A 22,978-nucleotide genomic window follows, 5' to 3' on the forward strand; every position below is an offset into this window, starting at 1 on the left:
ACGTCCAGTACGAGGGCTTCCGGCCGGCACGCCGATAGCACGCACCGGACGCCGCTCCTTGACGGGCAAAAGTTGCCTGACGCGGCACTAGTGCCGCCCGACGGACGGCCGGTGGCGTGCGGTGGTGGCGTGTGGTGGTGGCGTGCGGCGCGCTGCCGGTCCCCCCGGGATCGACGGCGCGCCGCACGAGTCGGACCTAGCGCAGGTACGAGGCCAGGCCGGCCGGCTTGAGGCCGGCGGCGTCGGCCGCGGCCAGGGCGCGCTGGAGGTCGGTGGCGAGGGTGTCGGTCCAGTGGAGGAGGACGACGTCGCCGGGCTGGAGGGTGCCCGGGTGCCAGACGTTGGAGGCGCCCCAGCTGAAGTCGGCGGTGGCGGTGAGGACGGTCCGGATGCCGCAGTTGGCGGCGGCCTGGAGGGTGTCGGCGTTCCAGGCGAAGAACGGCGGGCGGAAGACCGTCGGGGCGGTGCCGAAGATGCGGGTCAGCGAGTCCCGGGCGTCGCAGATCTCGACCTGCTGCTCGGCGGCGGAGAGCGTGGTGAGGTCCGTGTGGGAGACGCTGTGATCCTGGACGGACGAGCCGGCCACCGCGGTGACCCGCTTGAAGTAGTCCGGGTCGGTCCCGGCCGGCATCGGCAGCGGGAAGGCGGTGATCGGCAGCTTGTGGTCGGCGATGAACCGCTCGGCCTCGGGGGTCCGCTGCCAGCCGTCGTCCACGGTGAAGAAGACGACCTTGTCGGTGGTGGCGATGCTGCCGGCGGCGGTCGCGGGGGCCGGGGCGGGGCCGGACACGTGGACGTCGTCCACGGAGAACGGGCCCTGCTGGTACCAGCCGTGCACGTACAGCCGGACGGTGGAGGCGGTCGGGCCGGTGGTGAAGCGGGTGGTCAGCTGCTTCCAGCCGCCTCCGGTGGTCTCCGTCCACGCGGGGGCGACGTCCCGGCCGGTGCCGGTGGCGCCGAGGAACACGTACGAGCCGCGCACCCAGGCCGAGGCGGTGTAGGTGGTGTTGGGCTGGACGGCGACGGTCTGGACGCACTCGCCGGTGGAGTCGCCGTTCAGCGGGGTGACGGCCAGGGCCGAGCCGCCGGAGTGCGGGGCGGTGGTGCTGAGTGCGGCCTCCGCGGGGCCGCCGGCGCAGCGCCAGCCGGGGACGGAGCCCCAGTCGGCGAGCGAGGAGGCGGGGATCTCGAAACCGGGGTTGGTCGCCAGGTCGACCGAGCCCTGGTCGGCCGCCGGGGCCTGGGACGGGGCCGGGGCCGCGGTGGGGGCGGCGTCGGCGGAGGCGGGCGCGGCGAGCGCGAACACCGTGAGGGCCGCGCAGGCGGCGAGCGCGGAAAGGCGCGAGGACATGGACAAGTGAGGACTCCTGCGTGGGGGCCGCGCCCGTTGGGGAGGCGCGGTATCGAGTTGGGGGCGCTCCCCGAGGGGCGGGAGCCGTCGGCGTGCCGCACTCAGACCGAGGCAAAACAATGGACTGGACCAGTCGGTCCGTCAAGGGAACGGAAGGTGAAGTGCGCCCATGTCCGTTCCGACAAAAGGGACGAGACGGACCGTCAGGGAGCGTAGAGCTCCTCGATGTCCTGCTCGTAGCGCTCGGTGATCGCCGTCCGCCGCAGCTTCAGCGAGGGGGACAGCAACCCCTGCTCCAGGCTGAACTCCCGCGGCAGCAGGCGGAACGCGCGGATCGACTCGGCGCGCGAGACGGCGGTGTTGGCCGCGGCCACCGCCCGCTGGACCTCGGTGTGCAGCTCCTCGTCGGCGAGCACCGCCCACTCGTCCAGCTGCTCGCGCCCGTGGCTCTTCAGCCAGTGTGCGAGGGCCGCCTGGTCCAGGGTGATCAGCGCGGCGACGTAGGGGCGGTCGTCGCCCACCACCATGCACTGGGAGATCAGGGGATGCGCCTGGACCCGCTCCTCCAGCGCCGCGGGGGCGAGGTTCTTGCCGCTGCTGGTGACGATCAGGTCCTTCTTGCGGCCGGTGATGGTGAGGTAGCCGTCCTCGTCCAGGCTGCCCAGGTCGCCGGTGCCGAACCAGCCGTCGTACAGCGACTCGGCCGTGCACTGCGGGTGGTTGAGGTACCCGCCGAAGACGGTGTCGCCGCGCACCCACACCTCGCCGTCGTCGGCGATGGCGACGGTGGCGCCCGGCAGCGGACGGCCGACCGTGCCCATCTTCTGCCGGCCGGGCGGGTTCGCGGTGATCGCGGCGGAGGTCTCGGTCAGCCCGTAGCCCGCGTACAGCTGGAAGCCGGCGCCGGTGAAGAAGAGGCCGATCTCCCGGCCGAGCGTGGAGCCGCCGCACATGATGGCGCGCACCCGGCCGCCGAGGGCCGCGCGCAGCCGCTGGTAGGCGGCCCGGTCGTACGCCGCGTGCTGCAGGCGCAGCTTGGGGCTCGGGCCGGGGCCGCGGCCGAAGGCGCGCCGTTCGCGGGCGGCCGCCCAGTCGACGGCCACCTGGCGGGCCTGCTCGAAGAGCTCGCCGCGTCCGGCCTCCTCGGCGCCCCGCCGGGCCTGCTGGAAGATCTTGTCGAAGACGTACGGGACGGCGTGCAGGAAGGTCGGCCGCAGGACGGCCAGGGCGGGTAACAGGGTCTCGGTGGAGACCTCCGGGATGTGCGCGATCCGGAAGCCGCCGCGGATCGCCGCCACCTGCACCGCCCGGCCGTAGACGTGCGCCAGCGGGAGGAAGAGCAGGGTGGACGGCTGGTGGCCGCCGGTGTCGTGGAAGACGGTGTCCCAGCCGCCGAGCAGGCTGTCGGCCTCGGCGGCCAGGTTGGCGTGGGTGATCAGGCAGCCCTTGGGGCGGCCGGTGGTGCCGGAGGTGTACACGACGGTGGCGATGTTCCCGGCGGCCACGCCGAGCCGCTGCCGGTGGACCAGGGAGTCCGGTACCCCGTTGCCGTCCTCCGTGATCGCGGTGATGCAGTCGCGGTCCAGCTGCCAGATGCCGGTGAGGTCGGGCAGCGCGTCGCAGACCGCGCCGACCGTCATCGCGTGGTCCTCCTCCTCGACCACGCAGGCCACCGCCTGGGTCTCGGCGAGGATCCAGCGGACCTGCTCGGCCGAGGAGGTGGGGTAGATCGGCACCGGGATGGCGCCGATCGACCAGAGCGCGTAGTCGAACAGGGTCCACTCGTACCTGGTCCGGGACATCAGGCCGACCCGGTCGCCGTACCGCACGCCGCGGGTCAGCAGGCCCTTGGCGAGCGCCAGCACCTCGTCCCGGAAGGCGCGTGCGGTGACCTCCTGCCACCCGCCGCCGGGTGCCGGCCGCGCCAGCTGCACCAGCTCGGGGGTGCGTTCGGCGGTGTCGTACAGCGAGTCGGCCAGTCCGCCGGTGGCCGGTGGTCCGGCCAGGGCAGGGGTGGTGAACTCGCGCACTGTGCCCCCGTATCCGTCTGCGTCCTGCCGGTCGGACTCGTACGGGCGTCCGGATCGGCGGCGCGCCGAACAGGTCGGGCAGGTGGAGCGAAACTATCGGATAGCTCTGTCACTGCCCAGGGTTGTGACCGTGACGCGACGAGATCGGCACCTGTCCGTACGGAAAGTGCCGTGGCGGGCCGGGTCGGGGAGGTTCGGGGGAGGCTTCGGGGAGGCTGCGGAGCCGGGCGAATCAGGGAGGTCCGGGATGATCCGGACACGATCGGGACAAGGCTGCGGAGAGGACGGATTCGACCCTCGAACGAGTGGTCGGGGCGTAGTAGGCTCTCGCAGACCTGCGGCCGGGGGACTCCCGGCGAGGACCGACCCTGACCACTGACGATCGTCGAAGGCCGACCGCCAACCGACCCCACCCTCCCCGTCCGCGCCTGGCACTTCCCCGACCGAGGACTCCATGCGTCTGCGCAGCAGCTCGATCCGCGCGAAGATCATCGCGCTGCTCCTGGTGCCCATCGTCGCGCTCACCGCCCTGTGGGCGTACGCGACGCTCGCCACCACGGGAGACGTCTGGGGCCAGTTGGAGGTCACCAGTACGTACAAGCAGTTCGGGGCTCCGCTCGACCGGTACGCCGGGGACCTGCAGAACGAGCGCCGGGCCGCCGTCCAGCGGCTGGCCGACCCGGGCTCGGGGGCCGCGCGCGACGCCTTCGAGCGCGCCCAGGCGGCCACCGACCGGGACCTCGCCGTCCTGCGGGAGCGCAAGAACAGCGCGGGCGGCAAGCTGGACGCCGCGCAGCGCGGCCGCTTCCTGCAGATCCTCGCCGCCGCCGACCAACTCAGTCCGCTGCGCGGCCAGATCAACCGCTCCGCGCTGAACTGGGAGTTCGCCCTCGGCCAGTACAGCGACCTGGTCAAGCCGATCTTCGGCTTCCGGTCCGCCTTCGTCGCCCGTCAGAGCGGCCAACTGCCGCGCCAGGGCACCATCCTGATCGAGCTGGCGCGCGCCCGTGAGTACCTCGCGCAGGAGGACTCGGCGATGGAGGGGCTGCGCAGCGCCAAGAGCCGCCCGACCGCCGAGCAGTTCCAGGTCGCGCTGGACGCGCTGCACAATCAGCAGGCGCTGTTCACCGTCTACGTCATCGAGTTGGACCCGGCGGACCAGGCCGACTACATCGCGCTGCGCGGGGGCGAGGCCTGGGCCGCGCTGGCCCGGGCCGAGGCGGACTTCGTGGGCGCCGGCGGCCCGGACCGGGTGGTCCAGGCGATCAACGGCGACGCCTGGCGGGACACCGCCGACCGGGCGCTGGGCGACCTCGCCGCGATCAACAGCCGGCTGGCCACGGCGATCGCGGACCGCGAGCGCTCGTACGCGATCAATCTGCTCTGGCGCGGCGGCATCGCCGGTGCGATCGGCCTGGTCGCGGTGGTGCTGTCGGTGCTGATCTCCTACCGGATCGGCCGCGGCCTGGCCCGCGAGCTGATCGGCCTGCGCAACGCGGCGAACGAGCTGGCCGGCACCCGGCTGCCCTCGGTGATGCTGCGGCTGCGCCGGGGCGAGGCGGTGGACGTCGCGGTCGAGGCGCCGGAGCTGCAGTTCGGTCCGGCCGAGGTGGGCCAGGTCGGGCGCGCCATCAACGCGGTGCAGCGGGCCGCCGTCGAGGCCGCCGTCGAACAGGCCGAACTGCGGCGCGGGGTCTCGGCGGTCTTCGTCAACCTGGCCCGGCGCAGCCAGGTGCTGCTGCACCGCCAGCTGACCCTGCTGGACACCATGGAGCGCCGCACCGAGGACCCGGCGGAGCTGGAGGACCTCTTCAAGGTCGACCACCTCACCACCCGTATGCGCCGGCACGCCGAGGGCCTGATCATCCTGGCCGGCGGTTCGCCGGGGCGGGCCTGGCGCAAGCCGGTGCGGATGGTCGACGTGGTGCGCGCGGCGGTCGGCGAGGTGGAGGACTACGCCCGGGTGAGCGTCCGGCCGTTCCCCGGTACCGGGCTGCTCGGCAGCGCGGTCGCGGACATCACCCACCTGGTGGCCGAACTGGTCGAGAACGCCGCGGTGTTCTCCCCGCCGAACACCCAGGTCGCCGTCCAGGGCGAGGTGGTGGCGCACGGCTTCGCGCTGGAGATCGACGACCGGGGCCTCGGGCTGAGCGAGTCTGCGCTCGCCGAGATCAACGAGCGCCTCGCCGTGGAGCAGGAGTTCGACCTCGCCGACACCGACCGGCTGGGCCTCTTCGTGGTCAGCCGGCTGGCCCGGCGGCACGGCATCCGGGTGCACCTGCGGCCCTCGCCGTACGGGGGGACGACGGCCGTGGTGCTGATACCGCGCGAGCTCCTGGCGGAGGCGCCGGACGGGCTGCCCGAACCGCCCGCCGCCGCGGCCGCCCCGCGGACCGCCCCGGCCGGCGCCGGCTCCGCGCGACGCGGGCAGCGGGACCTGGTGGCGGTGCCGGCGCTCGCCGACGCCCGTGCGCCGCAGGCGCCGCAGAGCGGGCGGCACCGCGGTAACAGCGGGCCGCGCCCGTCGGCACCCGAGCCGGCCCGGACCCCGGGCGGCCTGCCGCGCCGGGCCCGGACCAAGGGCGGACCGGTCCTGGTGCCGGCACCCGCCGGGGACGGCGAGTCGCCGGGGACCGGACGGCACCGCCGCGAGGAGCTGGCGGAGCAGGCGGCCCTGGCCGCCGCGGACGGTGTGGCTGGTGCGGACGGTCTGGCCGCCGCGGGAGCGAGACCCGTCGAGGACCTCAGACCCGGCACCGGCCCTGGCACCACTACTGGCACCGGCACCGCTTCTGGCACCGGCACCGCTTCTGGCACCGCTACCGGCACCGGCGCGCTGCCGCGCCGCGTCCGGCAGGCGAACCTCGCCCCGCAGCTCAAGGAGCGCGCCGTCCAGGACGCGGCTCCGGGAGCGGGCCCCGACTCCGCCCGCGAGCGTTCCCCGGAGGAGGCCCGGGCCACCTTCGCCTCCTTCCAGCGAGGCTTCACCCGGGGCCGCGGCGCGAGCGCCCCGGCGCCCGCGGCACCCGCCCGGCCCGTCGCGGTCCCCGCCTGGGAGCCCCCGGACCCGTCCCGCCGGGCGATCGCCCCGGCGCCCGCCCCCGCGGCGCTGCCCGCGCCCCCTCCCGGGGCCACCGCGTCGCTGGTCCGACGGATCCCCGCCGCACCACCCACACCACGGGTGCGACCCGCACCCTTCGCTCCACCTGCACCACCCGCACCACGTGCTCCAGCGGAAGGAACAGATTCATGACCACTTCGACGCAGCCGTCCGGGGACCTCAACTGGCTCCTGGACGACCTGGTGGGCCGGGTCGCGGCCCTGCGGCACGCGGTGATCCTGTCCAGCGACGGGCTGGCCACCGGCGCCTCCGGCGGCCTCGAGCGCGAGGACGCCGAGCACCTGGCCGCCGTCGCGGCCGGCTTCCACAGCCTGGCCAAGGGGGCCGGCGGACACTTCAAGGTCGGCGGCGTCCGGCAGACCATGGTCGAGCTGGACGAGGCGTTCCTGTTCATCACCGCGGCCGGCGACGGCAGCTGCCTGGCGGTGCTGAGCGAGGCCGAGGCGGACATCGGCCAGATCGCCTACGAGATGGCCCTGCTGGTCAAGCGGGTCGGCGAGCACCTGGCCGCCGAGCCGCGAACGGCGACGGCCCCGCCGGGGAGATGAGCGGCCTGATGGCGGAGCAGGAACCGACACCGGGGCCGGACGACCCCGGCCGGGGCCCGGCGCAGGACGGCCCGGACCAGGACGGACCGCAGGTTCAGGACCCGAACGGCCACGGCCCGAGCGGTCAGGATCCCAGCGGCCGGGATCCGAGCGGTCAGGACGGCCCGGACGGCCAGGACCCGGAAGGCCGGGACCACGACGGCCCGGAGCAGGACGAGTCGGACCTCGACCTGTTCCGGCCGCGCACCCCGGTCGACGACCGCTGGTTCGACGACGACGCCGGACCGGTGGTTCGGCTGTACTCGATGACCCGGGGCCGCACCCGGCCGGTCGAGGACGGCCTGTTCGACCTGATCTCCCTGGTCACCGCAGCCGAGCCCGGGCCGGCCGCGGGGGCCGTGCCCGCGCACGTGCTCGACCCGGAGCACCAGACCATCCTGGCCTGGTGCCGCCGGGAGCCGCTCTCCGTCGCCGAACTCGGCTCCTACACCGACCTGCCGGTCAGCGTGGTCCGGGTGCTGCTCGGCGACCTCTACGACGCCGAACTGATCAGCGTCACCCGACCCGTTCCGCTCGCCGAGCTGCCGGACGAGCGCCTGCTGCGAGACGTGATCAATGGACTCCGTGCGCTCTGACCACTCCGGGACCGCCATGGCCGCCGCCGGCCCCGCCGCCGCCGCCGGCAACGACCCGCGCTGGCGCGGCGGCCCGGCCGTCGCCGTGAAGATCCTGGTCGCCGGCGGCTTCGGCGCGGGCAAGACCACCCTGGTCGGCGCGGTCAGCGAGATCCGACCGCTGCGCACCGAGGAGGAGTTGAGCGAGCTCGGCCGCCCGCTGGACGACACCTCGGGCGTGGAGGCCAAGCGCACCACCACCGTCGCCATGGACTTCGGCCGGATCGACCTGCGGCCCGGGCTCGCGCTCTACCTGTTCGGCACCCCCGGCCAGGACCGCTTCTGGTTCGTCTGGGACGAGCTGGCACGCGGCTCGCTCGGCGCGGTCGTGCTCGCCGACACCCGGCGGCTGGCCGACTGCTTCCCCTCGGTGGACTTCTTCGAGCAGCGCGGCATCCCCTTCGTGGTGGCGGTGAACTGTTTCGAGGGCACCGAGGTGTTCACCCCCGAGGAGGTCCGCGACGCGCTCGACCTCGACCCCGGCGTCCCGGTGCTGCTGTGCGACGCCAGGCGCCGCGAGGACGGGAAGGAACTGCTGGTCACGCTGGTCGAGCACGCGGCCGCGCGGCGCCGCGGAACCCCAGCGAGGGTCTGAGTCGAACCCCGCCGTCTCATCAGGCCGTCCGCATGCCGGACATCCGGCGACGGGGAGGTTGCCTTGCCCGGCCTGGCGTGGAAGGCTCTGGGTCGAAGCCGCCCGGCCGTACCGTCGGGGCGCACCGGGAGCAGCAAGGGGGGAGGGCATCATGACGACCACTGACCGTCGGCTGCCCACCGTCGCGCCCGCCCCGGTCCGGCCGCTCGCGCCGGTCACTCCGGCGCTGACGATCCGCCGGTACATCGACCACGCGTTGATCTGCAGCGCCTGCTGTCGGTGACCGAGCGACCCCTCCCGGTCTGTCGGTAACCCTCCGGCATTCCGCCAATTCGTCGACCCGGACGCGTATTTCCGGCTTGTCGGCCGGAAAATCCCAGGCCCGCTTCGCGGAGAGCACCAGTGAACCCCGTACGTCCCATCCCTGCCGCCGCCGTTGCCGTCTGCGTGACGGGGGCGACACACCCGGTGCGGTGCAACGGTCCGTTCACATGGTTGAATAGGCGCATGAACAACGTCGTGGACAGCAGCCGGGGTCGCTTCGACCTCGAGCCGTTCTGGCCGTCCCGGCAGCCGCACCTGTTCGACCAGACGTGTCCGGGTTCGCCCAGCGCGTCCCGGCTCTCCGCCCGCTGACCTCGGATCAGCCCCCGGCAGCACGCCCGGTCGACGCGCAGACGACTCCACCCCGTCCGTCACGCGCGAAATGAGCGGCACCATGTCTTCCTCCTCCACGGCCACCCTTCCCCTCCCCGCCGCGACCCCGCACCTGCGCGCGGTCCGGTCCATCCCCTCGACCGCCGACCGATGGCACGGCGGGGCCGCGGCCCCGCAGCACCAGGCCGCCCCGCAGGCCCCCGCGCCCCAGGCGCCGCAGTCCCTGCTCGCCGCGCTGCCGGAGGGGGCGACCGTCGTCGCCGCGCTTCCGCAGGGCGCGCTGTCGCAGGCCCTGCTCGCCCAGTACGGCGCCCAGTTCGCCGCCGCGGCCGGGAACCCGATGGTCGGCTACCTGGTCCTGGTGCCCGCCGAGGACGCCCCGGCCCAGGCGCCCGCGGCCCCGGCCGTTCCCGCGGCGGCCGTTCCCGCGGCGGCCGTCCCCGCCGCTGCCGCCGTCCGCCCGGTCCGGCCCGCCGGCCGCGGCATCAGCGTCGACGTGGAGCGCCGTAACGCCTACGTCGACGGGCGGTTGCTCGACCTCACCTACCTGGAGTTCGAGCTGCTGGCCCACCTCACCGAGCACCCGCAGCGGGTGCACACCCGCGACCACCTGGTCTCGGCGGTCTGGGGCTACGGCCACGTCGGCGACGGCCGCACGGTGGACGTCCACGTCGCCCGGCTGCGCCGCAAGCTCGGAGTCGCCTACCGGGACAGCATCGTGACGGTCCGTCGGGTCGGCTACAAGTACACCCCGGTGGCCTGATCCACTGTCGAACCCCTGCATCGGGCCCGGTGTTCCCTGGTGAACGCCGGGCCTGTGCGCATGTTCTGACGACGCGTCAGGCCCCTTACTGAAAAACGGTGGTGGCGCCGGGTCAGGCCCGGTGGTCCGGCGGCAGCAGCAGGACGGCCAGCGCCGCCGCGCAGGTCCGGGCGTGCCCGAGGAACCAGTCCAGCCGGTCGTCCGTCAGGTGGGTCGGCGTCGAGCGGACGGCCAGGGCGAACCGGGCCTGTCCGGCGTGGTCCAGCACCGGGACGGCCACCGTGCGGACCCCGGTGGCCGACTCGCCGTCGTTGAGCGCGTGGCCGGCGGCCCGGACCTTGGCCAACTCCGCGGCCAGCAGCTCCGGTTCGGTGATGGTCCGCGGGGTGAAGGGCTCCAGCGGGCCGAGCGCCGCCGCGCCGGTGTCCCCGGAGCGCGGCCAGGCCAGTAGCACCTTGCCCAGCGCGGTGGAGTGCAGCGGTCGGCGCAGCCCCAGCCCGGTGTCCGGGCGGACGGAGGCGCCGACCAGGATCACCGCGTGCGGGCCGCTGCGGATCGCCAGGTCGGCGGTCGCGCCGGTCCGCCGGGCGAGCAGGTCGAGTTCGGGTGCGGCCAGGTGTAGTCCGCGCTGGTGGAAGCTGAGTTGGCCGAGTTCGGCGACGGCCGGTCCGAGCCGGTAGCGGGCGGTCTGCTCGTCCTGCTCCAGGAACGCGGCGCTGACCAGGGTGCGGGCCAGCCGGTGCGCGGTGGAGACCGAAAGCCCCATCCGGCGGGCCAGGTCCGAGGCGCTCAGGTCGGGGCCGTTGTCGTGGAAACAGTGCAGCAGTCCGAGCGCGCGCTGGACGGCCTGGGCGCCGGCCGGCGGGCTCTGGGCGGCGGTCGCGGCCTCGGCCATGGCACCTCGCGTTCTGTCCGGCGCTCCGGCGGGTTCACCGAAGTCCCTTCCAGACTATGGCAGCCGGTGCTGCGGAATTATGTCGGTGGCGTTGCAATGGGATGGCGTTCATGAACAACTGATCCCACGATGTGGCAAAGGCTTGCCTCGCGCTCCCACGCCATGGAACGCTCGGCACATCGCACCGGACGGCTAAGGCCCGGTGCCTGGATGACGCCCCGGCAGGAAGGAGCAGCGCCGTGACGACCCACCGGTGCCCCGCTTCCTGCACCTGTTGTCGCTGACGCACACCGCGTCCGACGACCTCCGCACACCCCACGCACTCCCCATGCCCTGTGCCGCGCCGCGCCCGCGCACCCCCAGCCGCAGAGGAACCCGCCACCGTGCCCAGCCACGCCCGCAGCACCGTCCAGGCCGCCCCGGACACCCTCTGGTTCACCCGCTGCCCCGTCCCCACCGCCACCGGAATCGCCGCCGACCAGGGCTGGCTCGCCCGGGAGTTCGCGGCCGACGGCATCACCGTCCGCTCGCTCCAGGACGCCCCGCCCGAGGTCGCCGCCGACCACCACTACACCCACGCGCTCACCGGACTGTTCCGCGAGGGGGGCAACGTGCCCGCGCTGTGGGCGCGTTCACGCGGTGAGCGGACCAGGCTGGTCGGCCTGACCTGGATCGAGGAGCGCCAGGTCGTCCTGGTCCGGGCCGGCAGCGGCATCACCGACCCCGGACAGCTCCGCGGCCTGCGCCTGGCCGTCCCACGTCATGGGATCGGCATCGACTTCTGGCGGGCCATGGCCCTGTCCGGGCTGAACGGTGCGCTCGCGCTCGCCGGGCTCACCCTGGACGACGCCCGGCCGGTCGACGTCCCGGCCGCGCCCGGCGGCGGACAGTGGGCCGCCGAACTCGCCGCGCTGCGGGACGGCACCGTGGACGCGGTCTACGTCAAGGGTGCGCTGGCCGTCGAGGCGGCCCGCCGGATCGGTGCCGAGGTCGCGGTCGAACTGGACACCGCGCCGGACCGCCGCACCCGGGTCAACAACGGCACGCCCCGGCCGGTGACCGTCCACCAGAGCCTGCTGGACGACCACCCCGACCTGGTCGCCCGCTTCCTCGCCGTCCTGCTGGACGCCGCCGACTGGGCCGCCGAGCACCCCGCCGAGGTGGTCCGGATCCTCCAGGCCGAGACCGGAGCCGGCGCCGAGGGCGTCGCCGGGGCCTACGCGCCCGGCAGCCACCGGACCCTGCACCTCGACCTCTCCGAGGAGCGCCTCGGCCTGCTGGAGCAGCAGGAGCGGTTCCTGCACGGGCAGGGCTTCCTCGACGCCGCCGTCGACATCCGCGCCTGGGCCGACCCCGAGCCCCTGCGCGCCGCCCGTGCCCTGCTGGACCGCCGCCGCGGCGCCGCGCGCGGATAGCCGCCGCCGCAGCGCCCAGCGCCGCGTCGCCCGCCATCCGTCGCCCGCCGCCCGTCATTCGCCATCCGTCGCCCGCCGTCCGTCATTCGCCATCCGTCAGCCCCCGCCACCGCCTGACGAACCCAACTGGAGTCGACCGTGAAGACCCACCGCCTCGCCCTCACCGCCGCCGCGCTGCTCGCCACCACCGCCCTGGCCGCCTGCGGCTCGTCCGCCGACGGGGCCAAGGCCTCCGCCGACGGCGGGGGCAGGGCCGAGGCCGTGCTGCGGCTGCCCGACCCCGGCAACAACGGGTTCCTCGCCCTCGGCAAGAAGGACGGCTCGCTCGACAAGGCCCTCGCCGCCGTCCACGCCAAGGTCGCCTGGACCGGCAGCGCCGGCCCGTTCGCCCCCGCCGCCCAGGCGCTCTCCGCCGACCAACTGGACGTCGCCCAGGGCTCGATCACCTCGGCCGTCGCCGCGCTCGCCCAGAAGCCCGGCTTCAAGCTGTTCGCCCAGACCGCCCCCGACGGCGTCGGTGAGGGGATCCTGGTGAAGAACGACTCCCCGATCAGGACCGTCCAGGACCTGGTCGGACGGAAGGTCGCCGTCTCCCAGGGCGGCACCAGCGAGTACCTGCTGCTCAAGGCGTTGGCGAAGAACAACGTGCCCGCGGACAAGGTCGAACGCGTCTACCTGCGGGCCGACCAGACCTCGGGCGTCTTCAACTCCGGCCAGGTGGAAGCCTGGGCCACCTGGAACACCTTCTCCACCCCGTCGATCGCCAACTCCGGTGCGCACTTCCTGGTCAACGGCAAGGAGGTCGGCTCCGACAACTACGCGGTCTGGGCGGTCCGCAACGGCTTCGCCGAGAAGTACCCCGAGGTCGTCAAGGCGTTCTACACCTACCTGCACGACAACGGCCTGAAGGAGAAGGCCGACCCGGCCGGCTACCTCAACGTCTTCACCGACTCGGGGCCGACCGCCGTCACCCCCGCCGAGAAGGACGTCGCGATCAACGTCAGCCGGCAGGGTGCCACCGCCGATGTCATCTCCGAGGCCGACACCGCCCGCTTCGCCACCGTCGCGGCGTTCTTCGCCGACCAGAAGGTCACCAAGCAGCTGGTCGACGTCAAGCCGTACCTGATCGACGTCAACGGGCTCGCGGGCGGCGCCAAGTGAGCACCGCGGCCACCGAGACCCCGCCGGTACCGGCGCAGCCCCCCTCCGACACCGCCACCGGTAACGCCACCGCCGAAGCCACCGCCACTGCCACCGACACCGCCGCCGCCCTGGAGGCGGGCCTGGTCGCCCCCCGCACCCGGCTGCCCGCACCCCGCCCCCGCGTGCTCGCCCTGATCCTGCGCACCATCGGCCCGCTCGCCCTGCTCGGCGGCTGGGCCCTGGCCTCCGCCACCGGCGCGCTCACCCAGGACGTGCTCGCCTCGCCCGCCCAGGTCGCCGAGGCCGTCGGCGAGTTGTGGGGCAACGGCCAGCTCACCGACGCGCTCGCCGTCTCGCTCACCAGGGCCGGCCTCGGCCTGCTCCTCGGCGCCGCCACCGGTCTGGTGCTCGGCGTGGTCACCGGCTTCTTCCGGCTCGGCGAGGAACTGCTGGACTCCGCCGTCCAGGTCCTGCGGACCGTGCCGTTCCTGGCGCTGGTCCCGCTGTTCATGGTCTGGTTCGGCATCACCGAGACGGCAAAGATCGCTCTGATCGGCGTCGCCACCAGCTTCCCGATGTACGTCTCCACCTCCGGCGGCGTCCGCAACTCCGACCGCAAACTGATCGAGGCGATGCGCAGCTTCGGCCTCGGCCGCTGGGCGATCGTGCGCACCGTGGTGCTGCCCGGCGCACTGCCCGCGCTGCTCTCCGGGCTCCGGCTGTCCATGACGCTCAGCGTGATCGCGCTGATCGCCGCCGAGGAGATCAACTCCACCGAGGGCATCGGCTACCTCATGGCCCAGGCCCAGAACTACTCGCGCACCGACATCCTCGCCGTCTGCATCCTGATCTACGGCCTGCTCGGCCTCACCGCCGACGGCCTCGTCCGGGTGCTGGAGCGGTTCCTGATGCCCTGGCGCAAGGCCACCCAAGGAGCAGCCCGATGACCACCGTCGCGACCCCCGCCGTGCACCTGCGCGGTCTGCGCCGGGTGTTCGGCACCCGCGCCGTCCTCGACGGCGTCGACCTCTCCATCGCCCGCGGCGAGTTCGTCGCCCTGCTCGGCGCCAGCGGAACCGGCAAGACGACCCTGCTGCGGATCCTCGGCGCGCTGGACAAGGCCGACGCCGGTACCGTCCTCGTCCCGCCGGTGCGGACGGTGGTCTTCCAGGAGCCCCGACTGGTCCCGTCCAAGCGGGTGCTGGCCAACGTCACGGTCGGCCTGCCGCGCGGCGCGGCCACCCGGGAGACCGGGCTCGCCGCGCTCGCCGAGGTCGGCCTGGAGAAGCACGCCGAGGCCTGGCCCGCCACCCTCTCCGGCGGCGAGGCGCAGCGGGTGGCGCTCGCCAGGGCGCTCGTCCGCGAGCCCCAACTCCTGCTGCTCGATGAGCCGTTCGCCGCCCTGGACGCGCTGACCCGGCTGCGCATGCAGGACCTGGTCGGCGACCTCGTCCGCCGCCACCGGCCGGCCGTCCTGCTGGTCACCCACGACGTCGAGGAGGCCGTCCGGCTCGCCGACCGGGTCGCCGTCCTGCGGGACGGCCGGCTGGTCCGCGACGAGCACGTCGCCGTCGACCGCCCCCGCGACCCGGCCGACCCGGCCTTCGCCGAGCTGCGCCGCCGCCTGCTCGCCGACCTCGGCGTCCACTGACACGTCCCCCGGCTCCCGACCGCCCCGAGTCCGACCGCCCCGAGCCCGCCCCGAGCCCGCCCCCGAGTCCGCCCCCCCTGGAGATCCCCATGGCCATCACCCTCGGCGTCCACGCCAGCAACCCCTCCCTCTACTACCTCTCCCGCCTGACCTACCTGGACGAGGAGTTGGCCCCGCTCGGCGAGACCGGCGCGTTCCACCACTACACCGACGGCACCCGCACCGGTGACCTGCTCGCCGACGGCACCATCGACTTCGGCGGCACCGGCTCGACCCCGCCGGTCACCGCCCAGGCCGCCGGCCACGACCTGGTGTACGCGGCGGTGTCCGCCCCCCGCCCCGACCACGGCGCCCTGCTGGTGCGCGCCGACGGCCCGGTGCAGGGCGTCGCCGACCTCAGGGGCGGCACCGTCGTCCTCGGCATCGGCTCCTGGCAGACCCACCTGCTCGCCAAGGCCCTGCACGCCGAGGGACTCTCCTACGCCGACGACATCACCCCCGTGCGCCCCGCCGCCGGCACGGACCCGGCGCAGCGCCTGCGCGACGGCGAGATCGCCGGATGGATCGCCCAGGGCGCCGAACTCGCCGCCGCCCGCCGGGCCGGCGGGTTCCGCGAGCTGATCCGGACCGGCGACGTCATCACCGACCGCTCGGTGTTCTTCACCCGCCGCGCCTTCGCCGCCGACCGCCCCGAGGTGGTCGCCGCGATCGGTGCCGCGCTGGGCCGGGCGGACGCCTGGGTGGCCGCCAACCCCGCCGAGGCCGCCGCGATCGCCGCCGCCGACCTCGGCGGCTCGGCCGAGGACTGGCAGAGCGCGCTGGCCGGCCTGCCCTGGCGACTGGAGCCCGCCACCGCAGACTTCATCGCCGAGCAGCAGGAGGCCGCGGACATCTTCCACGGTGTCGGCTTCATCGACCGCGCGCTGACCGTCGCCGACGCCCATCTGCCCGCTCTGGAGGCCCCGGTGGCCGCCGCGCTCGCCAAGGCGGTCTGACCCGATGGCCTCCGAAGTCCTCTGGTACATCATCCCGCGCGAGGGCCACTACCCGTGGGAGCCGGCCGGCCGCCGCCCGGTCGACCTCCGCTACCTCCAGCAACTCGCCGGCAGCGTCGAGCGCCTGGGCTACACCGGTGCGCTGCTCGCGACCGACCTGTACGACGTCTGGGATCTCGGCAACGCGCTGGCCGCCGCCACCGGTCCGGGCTTCAAGCCGCTGCTGGCCGTCCACCCCGGGCTGATCTCGCCCACCCTGCTGGCCAAGATGGCGCTCAGCTTCGACCACCTGCACGGCGGCCGGCTGCGGTTCAACGTGGTCAACGGCTCCACCGCGCAGCTGCGCGAGTACGGCCTGGACGTCGAGCACGACGACCGCTACCGGCTGAGCGCCGAGTACTGGTCGATCGTCAAGCGCCTCACCGCCGGTGAGGTCTTCGACCACAAGGGCGAGTTCTACGACCTGCGGAACGCCGGGGCGAGCCTGCGCGAGCTCACGCCCGTCCAGCCCGGAGGCATCCCGCTCTGGTTCGGCGGGAGTTCGGCGGCCGGCATCGAGATGGCCGCCGAGCACGTCGACGTCTACCTCACCTGGGGCGAACCGCCGCACCTGCTCAAGGAGAAGCTGGACCTGGTCCGCGAGCGTGCCGCCGCGTACGGCCGCAGTCTGCGGATCGGGCTGCGGCTGCACCTGATCGTCCGGGACACCGAGGACGAGGCGTGGGCCGCCGCCGACCGGCTGCTCGATGTCACCAGCGAGGCCACCTACGCCCGCCAGTTGGGCGACACCCGGAGCGAGGACGGGGTCGGCTGGCAGCGGCAGTTCCGCCAGCACGGCGGCAAGGTCCCGGCCCGTGCACGGGAGTTGGAGAGCTACCCGAACCTCTGGCCCGGAATGGGCCTGTTCCGGCCCGGGCCCGGCACGGCGGTGGTCGGCTCGACCGCCCAGGTGGTCGAGCGCCTCCAGGAGTTCGAGTCGCTCGGCGTGGACACCTTCATCCTCTCCGGCAACCCGCTGCTGGAGGAGGCCCACCGCGTCGCCGAGACCGTCCTGCCGGCCCTGGGCGTCAACCGCCGCTGACCGTCGGGCTGTCGGCCGTCACCCGTGGTGCGGCTGCCGGGTGTCGGCCAAGGGCCGCGCACCCGGCAGCAGCGGGAACGGCACGGGGGCGGTCAGCGCCAGCCGGTGGGCGAAGCGCGCCATGCTCCGAAGGAGGATCATCCGCACGGGGACTCCCGAGGTCTCGAAGGACGTGTGCGGACGGTACAACGCCCCGAGGCCCCCGCAGGTCACGTGGTGCGGCCCGATCGTCCGGGCCGCGCCAGGTGACCGTCGGCTCAGCGGCTGAGCGCGTCGATCTCCGCCAGCTCCTCGGCGGTCAGCGGGCCGCCGTTCAGCGCGTCGATGTTCTGGTCCAGCTGGGCGACGCTGCTCGCCCCGATGATCACCGACACCACCCGCGGGTCGCGCAGCACCCAGGAGAGCGCCAGCTGCGCCAGCGTCTGCCCGCGCCGCTCGGCCACCTTGTCCAGGGACCGCAGCTGCTCCAGCTTGGCGCCGGTCAGCGCCTCCTCCCGCAGGAAGTGCCCGACCGACATCCGCGAGCCGGCCGGCACCTCGCCGGACAGGTAGCGGTCGGTCAACAGGCCCTGGGCGAGCGGGGAGTAGGCGATCAGGCTGGTCTGTGTGTCGCCGACGGCGTCCAGCACGCCGTCCTCGACGTACCGGTTGAGGATCGAGTACGCGCACTGGTTCATCAGCACCGGCGTGCCCAGGTCCCGCAGGATCGCCACCGCCTCCCGGTGCTGCTCCGCCGGGTAGTTGGAGATGCCCGCGTACAGCGCCCGGCCGGAGCGCACCGCCTGGTCCAGCGCGCCCATCGTCTCCTCCAGCGGAGTGTCCGGGTCGTGGCGGTGCGAGTAGAAGACGTCCACGTAGTCCAGGCCCATTCGGCCCAGCGACTGGTCCAGGCTGGCGAGCAGGTACTTGCGGCTGCCGCCGTCCCCGTACGGTCCGGGCCACATGTCGTAGCCCGCCTTGGAGGCGATGAACAGCTCGTCCCGGTACGGGCGGAAGTCCTGGGCGAACAGGTGGCCGAAGTTGCGCTCGGCGCTGCCGTACGGCGGGCCGTAGTTGTTCGCCAGGTCGAAGTGGGTGATGCCCCGGTCGAAGGCGCGGCGCAGCACGGCCCGCTGCACCTCCAGCGGCTGGGCGTCACCGAAGTTGTGCCACAGGCCCAGTGAGACGGCGGGCAGCTGCACGCCACTGCGGCCGGCCCGGCGGTAGGTCATCGAGGCGTAGCGGTCATCCGCGGCGAGGTAGCTCATGTCGGACATCCTGCCAGCTCCGGGCAGCCCCCGGGAGGACCGATCGCGGCCTGCCGCGGGGCGGCGCGGATCCTCGTTCCGCGGCCGCCGCACCGAGCCCTTGGCCCTCTGTACCTACTGGTATGTACAGTGCTCGCATGGCAACCCAGGACCGCCTCATCGAGAGCACCCAGGACCTCCTCTGGGAGCGCGGCTACGTCGGCACCAGCCCCAAGGCCATCCAGCAGCGCGCCGGCGTCGGCCAGGGCAGCATGTACCACCACTTCGAGGGCAAGCCCGACCTCGCGGCCGCCGCACTGCGCCGCAGCGCCGAGCAGCTGCAGGCCGCCGCCGAGGCCGACATCTCCGGCCCCGGTACCGCGTACGAGCGCATCGCCGCCTACCTGAACCGCGAGCGCGAGGTGCTGCGCGGCTGCCGGATGGGCCGGATGGCCCAGGACCCGGACGTCATCGCCGACGCCCGGCTGCGCGCCCCGGTCGAGGAGACCTTCGGCCGGCTGCACGGCCGGCTCGCCGAGGTGATCGCCGAGGGCCGGGCCGACGGCGAGCTCGTCCCCGGCCCCGACCCGGCCGACCTCGCCGCCGCCGTGCTCGCCGTCGTCCAGGGCGGCTACGTCCTCGCCCGCGCCGCCGGCACCGCCGAACCGTTCCGACAGGCCGTCCGCGGGGCCCTCGGCCTGCTCGCCGCCCAGCGCACCGTCTGAAGCCGATCGGGGCGCACCGACTGAAGCCGACCGGCGCACCGCCCCGACCCGAGGAGCGGTACCGCGCCGACCCGAGGGCCGGTACCGCGCCGACCGGCCCGATACCGCCCCGCCACAGGAGGAGACCACCCGTGCACGCCATGCAGTACGAGATCACCCTCCCCGCCGACTACGACATGGGGATCATCCGCAGGCGGGTCGCCGACCGGGGCCACCTGCTCGACGCCTACCCCGGCCTCGGCCTCAAGGCCTACCTGGTCCGCGAGCGCGGCCAGGACGGCTCGCCCGTCAACCAGTACGCGCCGTTCTACCTTTGGCACACCCCCGAGGGCATGAACGCCTTCCTCTGGGGCCCGGGCTTCCGCGGCATCATCGCCGACTTCGGCCGCCCGCCCGTGCGGCACTGGCTCGGCGCCGGGCTGCGCCTCGGGGACACCGGTACGGCCCCGGACGCCGCGACCCGGCGGATCGACCGCATCCCCGAGGGAGCCGACCCGGCCGAGGCCGTGGAGCAGGCCCTCGCCGAACTGCCCGACCACTCCTCCCTGTTCGCGGCCGCCGTCGCCGTCGATCCCGCCCGCTGGGAGCTGCTGCGCCTCGCCCTGTGGCACGGCCCGGCCCCCGAGGGCGAGCCCGGCGACCGCTACCGGGTGCTGCACCTCTCCCGACCCGCACTCGACCAGCTGCCCGTCGGCCGCCACTGGTGAGAGGGCCGAGCAGTCCGACGGTGCGGCCCCGTCCGGTGGAGCCGCACCGCCCGGCGGCCGCGGCGCGCCCGACGCGCGCCCGGCTGAGCCCTGCGGGGAGGACGCTACTCACGCCTGCCGCGACATGCAACACATCGATGAAAACTTTCTGAGGTTGCTTCAGTTGATCACTGCAAGTTGATGATTGGTCCCGACTTTCCCGCGCCGCTCCGACCACGGCCGACCTGCCCCGGCCGCCTGACCGGGGCAGCTGCCGTTCTCCCGCGTCGAGCTGCCGACCTGCGGATATGCGGCGTCGGCCGGGGCGGATGCCTCGGGTTCGAGCGCGCTGGGGCGGTGCGTCGGGGCCGAGGGGCCCGGCCTGTCGGGGGCGAGGCCGACGCGATCGGTCCGGACGCAGCTATTGACACCACTTCTCTGCAAAGTGCTCAATAGGCAACACAGTTGAACATCTTTCAACACGGCGTGCGATGAAAGGAGTTATTCGTGCCCCGCGGCCGCGTTCGGCGCGGCTCACGCTCACCGCTCTCCTGCGTCCCCTGGTGCCGGCACCGCGTTGTGTCAGCGCCGCGCTGTGTCGAAACCACCTTGTGTCGGAACCGCCTTGTGTCGGAACCGCCCTGTGTCAGAACCGCCTTGTGCCGGCACCGTTCGAGAGCCAGCCCTCCCCAACCGGGTTGCCCGCCCCCTCGATCCCGCCGGTCCCGCCCTGCCGAACCCCGAGGCAGCGGCGGCCGGCAGGCCTGAGCGAAAGCGGTCACGGCTCAGGTGACTTCGTTCGGCTGGAGGAATCCCGGCCGTGCGTCGGTGTCGACGCGATCAGACGGGCGGTCGCACCGCACGCGCGATGACAGGGCTCCGGAGCCGCCCCGCGCCGCCAGGTCCGGACCGCCGAGAACCGCCGGGACCGCTCCGTCCCGGCATGCTCCACACCCCCACAGACGTGCGGTCGAGGCCGACCGGCGTCGAAACGCGAACTCCCCCACACGAAAGGATCGATCGCACATGCGTCGATTTCTCGCCTGTGCACTGTCTGCCGTCCTCGCATCAGCCGGTACCGCGATCGTCCTTCCCGGTGCGGCCGCGGTGGCGCAGCCGATGGCGGTGCAGCCGACGGCGGCGCCCTACGTGGTCGAAGCCGAGAACATGTCGCTGACCAACTTCGCGACGGAGACGGTGAATCACACCTGGAACGGCAGGACGGTCGACAACGTCACCTATGTCCGGGGCGCGGCGGGGCAGACCAGCACCGCCACCACGACGTTCAACGGCCCCGACGGAGCGTACGACCTCATCACGCGCTACAACGGCAAGACCGCGAACGGAGTGACCTACCGGATCTCGGTGAACTCCACCCCGGTGGATTCGTGGGCGACTTCCCAGCGGAACGGCCGTGACTACACCGACCCGATGGACATCGACACCCGCACGTCGAGCAAGGTGAGGCTCAAGGCCGGTGACGTCATCGAGCTGACGGCCACGGCCGCCGGCGACGTGCCGCGCGTCGACCGGATCACGATCCAGGCGCACGTCGGGCCGCCGACCAGCGCGCTGGCCATCGATTCACCGAACGCGGCACTGAACGACGGCTTCAACTGGGGCAAGGACCGGGCCCTGGGCATGACGTTCTACCCGGGGAACCCGATGATGGGGCACGAACCCGAGTGGTGGCGCCTCCAGGACGCCACGCACACGGCGGTGGCCCCCGGCTACTGGGGCGCGTACACCAACCGGGAGTCCTACTACAACCGGGACATCGCGCACCAGTCGGACGGCGCGCACGCCCTCGGCCTGGACGCCGAGACGTTCAGCATGCTGAAGACTTTCGCCGGCGATGCCGACGATCCGGGCCAGAACGGCTGGCCGCTGTGGGCGCACAGCTCCTCCGGAGCCATGTACTACATCGACGGCACCGGGTTCCGGGAACTGCCCTCGCCGTTCAACCTGATGGCCAAGGCGTACAAGCAGTACCAGTGGACGGGGAACACGGACTGGATCAACGATCCGATCCTTTCCGCGTACTACGACTCGACGATGGGTCCGTTCCTGGCCGGCCACGGGGTCACCTGGAACGACGCGAACCCGGCGAGTGAGCAGCCGGTGTCCAAGAAGCAGCCCGGCGAGTACACGGCGACGTTCTTCGAGTTCCCGAACGAGAACCTGGTCTCCGCAGCCGATTCGCTCGGGTACCAGTACCAGTCGATGCTGGCCTATTCGGAGATCCTGAAGGCCAAGGGCGACAGCGCCGGCAGCAGGAAGTGGGCCGATCGGGCCCAGCGGGTGCGCGACCAGTTCGAGAGCAGCTGGTGGGACGCGTCCAACAACCGGTACGTCCGCGGCAAGGACGCCGCCGGCACGGGCTACAGCAGCTGGGGCCACGAGGCGAGCTTCCTGATGATGCTGACGGGGCTGGGCGACCACGGCGCCAGGACCAGCGGCTACCTGGACTTCATCGCCGCCAACGACGACGACCTGAACGTCGAGGCGACCTCCTACCTGCCGGAGATGTACTACCAGTACAACCGGTCCTCGGAGGGCTGGGGCTGGCTCAAGAAGCTGATGGCCGACCGGAACACCTACCCCGAGGTCTCGTTCACGGCGGTCAGCAGCGTCATCGACGGCATGATGGGAGTGCAGCCGGACGCCCCGAACGACAGGGTGGCCACCGTCTCGCGGCTGACCGCCGAGACGCCGTGGGTGACGATCGACCACCTCAAGGTCGGTGACAACGACCTGAAGCTCAAGCACACCGGCACGACGGGCTCCACGCTGACCAACACCTCCGGCGGCACCGTCAACTGGGAGGCCCAGTTCTACGGGACCCCCGCCACCATCACCGTGAACGGCATCGCCCAGACGCCGCAGACCAAGTCGCTGTACGGCAAGACGGTGTCCTACGTGACCGTCCCGGTGGTCAGCGGCGCGACCGTGACCGCGACCGCCGGGGCCGCGGGGGGCGACACCGCGGCTCCGACCGCGCCGACCGGCCTCACCTCCGCCAACGTGACGTCGAACAGCGTGGACCTGTCGTGGACGGCGTCGACCGACAACGTCGGCGTGACCGGCTACCAGGTCTACCGCGGCACCACGCTCGTCGGCTCGTCGACGGGTACCGGCTTCACCGTGACGGGGCTGTCCGCCTCGACGCCGTACACGTTCACCGTGAAGGCCGTCGACGCCGCCGAGAACGTCTCCGGGGCCAGCAACGCCGTCGCCGTCTCCACCGCCGCCGGCGGGAACGGGCAGACGGTCGATCTGAGCGACCTCACCTGGAGCAGTGCCAGCAGTGGCTCCGGCACCGTCCACAAGGACCGGAGCGTCGACTCGAACCCGATCAGGCTGAACGGCACGGCCTATGCCAAGGGCGTCGGCACGCACGCCGACAGCGTCATCACCTATGC

The 22,978-nt window shown here is 73.3% G+C and carries 21 protein-coding genes; 16 read left to right on the forward strand and 5 right to left on the reverse strand.

Annotated elements, in window-relative coordinates; genetic code table 11:
- Positions 1–196: 196 nt before the first annotated feature.
- Together ACFVVX_RS16190 and ACFVVX_RS16195 are read right to left on the reverse strand one after the other, a co-directional pair.
- Positions 197–1,351: a polysaccharide deacetylase family protein gene (locus ACFVVX_RS16190; RefSeq protein ID WP_387945844.1), complete on the reverse strand. Its 1,155-nt coding sequence runs from the start codon at positions 1,349–1,351 to the stop codon at positions 197–199.
- Between the two features lie 203 nt (positions 1,352–1,554).
- Entirely contained in the window at positions 1,555–3,381 is a 1,827-nt protein-coding gene (locus tag ACFVVX_RS16195; RefSeq protein ID WP_387945846.1) for an AMP-dependent synthetase/ligase, read from the reverse strand.
- A 454-nt stretch (positions 3,382–3,835) separates the two neighbouring features.
- Here ACFVVX_RS16195 and ACFVVX_RS16200 point away from each other — a divergent pair, with 454 nt between their 5' ends.
- From ACFVVX_RS16200 to ACFVVX_RS16230, 7 genes are all read left to right on the forward strand, one after another.
- On the forward strand, positions 3,836–6,634 hold the full coding sequence (locus tag ACFVVX_RS16200) for a nitrate- and nitrite sensing domain-containing protein (protein WP_387945848.1): 2,799 nt from the start codon (positions 3,836–3,838) through the stop codon (positions 6,632–6,634).
- The gene (locus ACFVVX_RS16205) at positions 6,631–7,050 is read left to right on the forward strand and encodes a roadblock/LC7 domain-containing protein (protein ID WP_387945850.1); all 420 of its coding nucleotides are present in this window, start codon (positions 6,631–6,633) and stop codon (positions 7,048–7,050) included. The genes ACFVVX_RS16200 and ACFVVX_RS16205 overlap by 4 nt, the downstream gene beginning before the upstream one ends.
- 230 nt (positions 7,051–7,280) lie before the next feature.
- Positions 7,281–7,685 carry a DUF742 domain-containing protein gene (locus ACFVVX_RS16210; RefSeq protein ID WP_387946195.1) on the forward strand — a complete coding sequence of 135 codons (405 nt, stop codon included), beginning with the start codon at positions 7,281–7,283 and terminating at the stop codon, positions 7,683–7,685.
- Positions 7,666–8,319 (forward strand): ATP/GTP-binding protein, encoded by a 654-nt coding sequence (locus ACFVVX_RS16215; protein WP_387945852.1) that lies wholly within the window; start codon positions 7,666–7,668, stop codon positions 8,317–8,319. The genes ACFVVX_RS16210 and ACFVVX_RS16215 overlap by 20 nt, the downstream gene beginning before the upstream one ends.
- A 151-nt stretch (positions 8,320–8,470) precedes the next feature.
- Entirely contained in the window at positions 8,471–8,602 is a 132-nt protein-coding gene (locus tag ACFVVX_RS16220) for a hypothetical protein (RefSeq protein ID WP_387945854.1), read from the forward strand.
- Between the two features lie 224 nt (positions 8,603–8,826).
- Entirely contained in the window at positions 8,827–8,955 is a 129-nt protein-coding gene (locus tag ACFVVX_RS16225; RefSeq protein ID WP_387945856.1) for a hypothetical protein, read from the forward strand.
- An 82-nt stretch (positions 8,956–9,037) separates the two neighbouring features.
- Positions 9,038–9,739: a winged helix-turn-helix domain-containing protein gene (locus ACFVVX_RS16230; protein ID WP_387945858.1), complete on the forward strand. Its 702-nt coding sequence runs from the start codon at positions 9,038–9,040 to the stop codon at positions 9,737–9,739.
- Between the two features lie 112 nt (positions 9,740–9,851).
- On the opposite strand, the gene ACFVVX_RS16235 is transcribed toward ACFVVX_RS16230, so the two are convergent.
- A complete protein-coding gene (locus ACFVVX_RS16235; RefSeq protein WP_387945860.1) occupies positions 9,852–10,634 on the reverse strand; it encodes an IclR family transcriptional regulator in 783 nt (260 codons plus the stop codon).
- 383 nt (positions 10,635–11,017) lie between these two features.
- Between ACFVVX_RS16235 and ACFVVX_RS16240 the strand changes: the two genes are divergently transcribed.
- The 6 genes from ACFVVX_RS16240 to ACFVVX_RS16265 all read left to right on the forward strand — a co-directional run bounded on the left by ACFVVX_RS16240 (position 11,018) and on the right by ACFVVX_RS16265 (position 16,919).
- Positions 11,018–12,049 carry an ABC transporter substrate-binding protein gene (locus ACFVVX_RS16240; RefSeq protein ID WP_387945862.1) on the forward strand — a complete coding sequence of 344 codons (1,032 nt, stop codon included), beginning with the start codon at positions 11,018–11,020 and terminating at the stop codon, positions 12,047–12,049.
- A gap of 138 nt (positions 12,050–12,187) precedes the next feature.
- A complete protein-coding gene (locus tag ACFVVX_RS16245) occupies positions 12,188–13,210 on the forward strand; it encodes an NrtA/SsuA/CpmA family ABC transporter substrate-binding protein (RefSeq protein WP_387945864.1) in 1,023 nt (340 codons plus the stop codon).
- Positions 13,211–13,320: 110 nt separating this feature from the next.
- Positions 13,321–14,139, forward strand: coding sequence for an ABC transporter permease (locus tag ACFVVX_RS16250; RefSeq protein ID WP_387946197.1), 819 nt, complete (start codon positions 13,321–13,323; stop codon positions 14,137–14,139).
- Positions 14,136–14,843, forward strand: coding sequence for an ABC transporter ATP-binding protein (locus ACFVVX_RS16255; protein WP_387945866.1), 708 nt, complete (start codon positions 14,136–14,138; stop codon positions 14,841–14,843). The genes ACFVVX_RS16250 and ACFVVX_RS16255 overlap by 4 nt, the downstream gene beginning before the upstream one ends.
- Positions 14,844–14,932: 89 nt before the next feature.
- Positions 14,933–15,838 (forward strand): ABC transporter substrate-binding protein, encoded by a 906-nt coding sequence (locus tag ACFVVX_RS16260; protein WP_387945868.1) that lies wholly within the window; start codon positions 14,933–14,935, stop codon positions 15,836–15,838.
- Positions 15,839–15,842: 4 nt separating this feature from the next.
- Positions 15,843–16,919: an LLM class flavin-dependent oxidoreductase gene (locus tag ACFVVX_RS16265; RefSeq protein WP_387945870.1), complete on the forward strand. Its 1,077-nt coding sequence runs from the start codon at positions 15,843–15,845 to the stop codon at positions 16,917–16,919.
- A gap of 18 nt (positions 16,920–16,937) precedes the next feature.
- On the opposite strand, the gene ACFVVX_RS16270 is transcribed toward ACFVVX_RS16265, so the two are convergent.
- Both ACFVVX_RS16270 and ACFVVX_RS16275 read right to left on the reverse strand, forming a co-directional pair.
- A complete protein-coding gene (locus ACFVVX_RS16270; RefSeq protein ID WP_387945872.1) occupies positions 16,938–17,060 on the reverse strand; it encodes a hypothetical protein in 123 nt (40 codons plus the stop codon).
- A gap of 116 nt (positions 17,061–17,176) precedes the next feature.
- Positions 17,177–18,166, reverse strand: a complete 990-nt coding sequence (locus ACFVVX_RS16275; protein ID WP_387945874.1) for an aldo/keto reductase — start codon at positions 18,164–18,166, stop codon at positions 17,177–17,179.
- A gap of 122 nt (positions 18,167–18,288) precedes the next feature.
- Here ACFVVX_RS16275 and ACFVVX_RS16280 point away from each other — a divergent pair, with 122 nt between their 5' ends.
- The 3 genes from ACFVVX_RS16280 to ACFVVX_RS16290 form a co-directional block, all read left to right on the forward strand.
- Positions 18,289–18,870, forward strand: coding sequence for a TetR/AcrR family transcriptional regulator (locus ACFVVX_RS16280; RefSeq protein ID WP_387945876.1), 582 nt, complete (start codon positions 18,289–18,291; stop codon positions 18,868–18,870).
- A gap of 131 nt (positions 18,871–19,001) precedes the next feature.
- Positions 19,002–19,577 carry a DUF4865 family protein gene (locus tag ACFVVX_RS16285; protein WP_387945878.1) on the forward strand — a complete coding sequence of 192 codons (576 nt, stop codon included), beginning with the start codon at positions 19,002–19,004 and terminating at the stop codon, positions 19,575–19,577.
- A gap of 1,005 nt (positions 19,578–20,582) precedes the next feature.
- Positions 20,583–22,978: NPCBM/NEW2 domain-containing protein (locus tag ACFVVX_RS16290; protein ID WP_387945880.1), on the forward strand; the 2,396-nt coding region annotated here is incomplete at its 3' end.

The sequence above is a fragment of the Kitasatospora sp. NPDC058170 genome, assembly GCF_042883905.1.
In the GTDB taxonomy this organism is placed as follows: Bacteria; Actinomycetota; Actinomycetes; order Streptomycetales; family Streptomycetaceae; genus Kitasatospora.

Coding starts and splice junctions, on each gene's coding strand:
- ACFVVX_RS16265 (WP_387945870.1), top strand. CDS start 15,843: ATGGCCTCCGAAGTCCTCTGGTACATCATCCCGCGCGAGGGCCACTAC.
- ACFVVX_RS16200 (WP_387945848.1), top strand. CDS start 3,836: ATGCGTCTGCGCAGCAGCTCGATCCGCGCGAAGATCATCGCGCTGCTC.
- ACFVVX_RS16215 (WP_387945852.1), top strand. CDS start 7,666: ATGGACTCCGTGCGCTCTGACCACTCCGGGACCGCCATGGCCGCCGCC.
- ACFVVX_RS16275 (WP_387945874.1), bottom strand. CDS start 18,166: ATGAGCTACCTCGCCGCGGATGACCGCTACGCCTCGATGACCTACCGC.
- ACFVVX_RS16220 (WP_387945854.1), top strand. CDS start 8,471: ATGACGACCACTGACCGTCGGCTGCCCACCGTCGCGCCCGCCCCGGTC.
- ACFVVX_RS16225 (WP_387945856.1), top strand. CDS start 8,827: ATGAACAACGTCGTGGACAGCAGCCGGGGTCGCTTCGACCTCGAGCCG.
- ACFVVX_RS16235 (WP_387945860.1), bottom strand. CDS start 10,634: ATGGCCGAGGCCGCGACCGCCGCCCAGAGCCCGCCGGCCGGCGCCCAG.
- ACFVVX_RS16255 (WP_387945866.1), top strand. CDS start 14,136: ATGACCACCGTCGCGACCCCCGCCGTGCACCTGCGCGGTCTGCGCCGG.
- ACFVVX_RS16280 (WP_387945876.1), top strand. CDS start 18,289: ATGTACAGTGCTCGCATGGCAACCCAGGACCGCCTCATCGAGAGCACC.
- ACFVVX_RS16260 (WP_387945868.1), top strand. CDS start 14,933: ATGGCCATCACCCTCGGCGTCCACGCCAGCAACCCCTCCCTCTACTAC.
- ACFVVX_RS16205 (WP_387945850.1), top strand. CDS start 6,631: ATGACCACTTCGACGCAGCCGTCCGGGGACCTCAACTGGCTCCTGGAC.
- ACFVVX_RS16190 (WP_387945844.1), bottom strand. CDS start 1,351: ATGTCCTCGCGCCTTTCCGCGCTCGCCGCCTGCGCGGCCCTCACGGTG.
- ACFVVX_RS16230 (WP_387945858.1), top strand. CDS start 9,038: ATGTCTTCCTCCTCCACGGCCACCCTTCCCCTCCCCGCCGCGACCCCG.
- ACFVVX_RS16270 (WP_387945872.1), bottom strand. CDS start 17,060: ATGATCCTCCTTCGGAGCATGGCGCGCTTCGCCCACCGGCTGGCGCTG.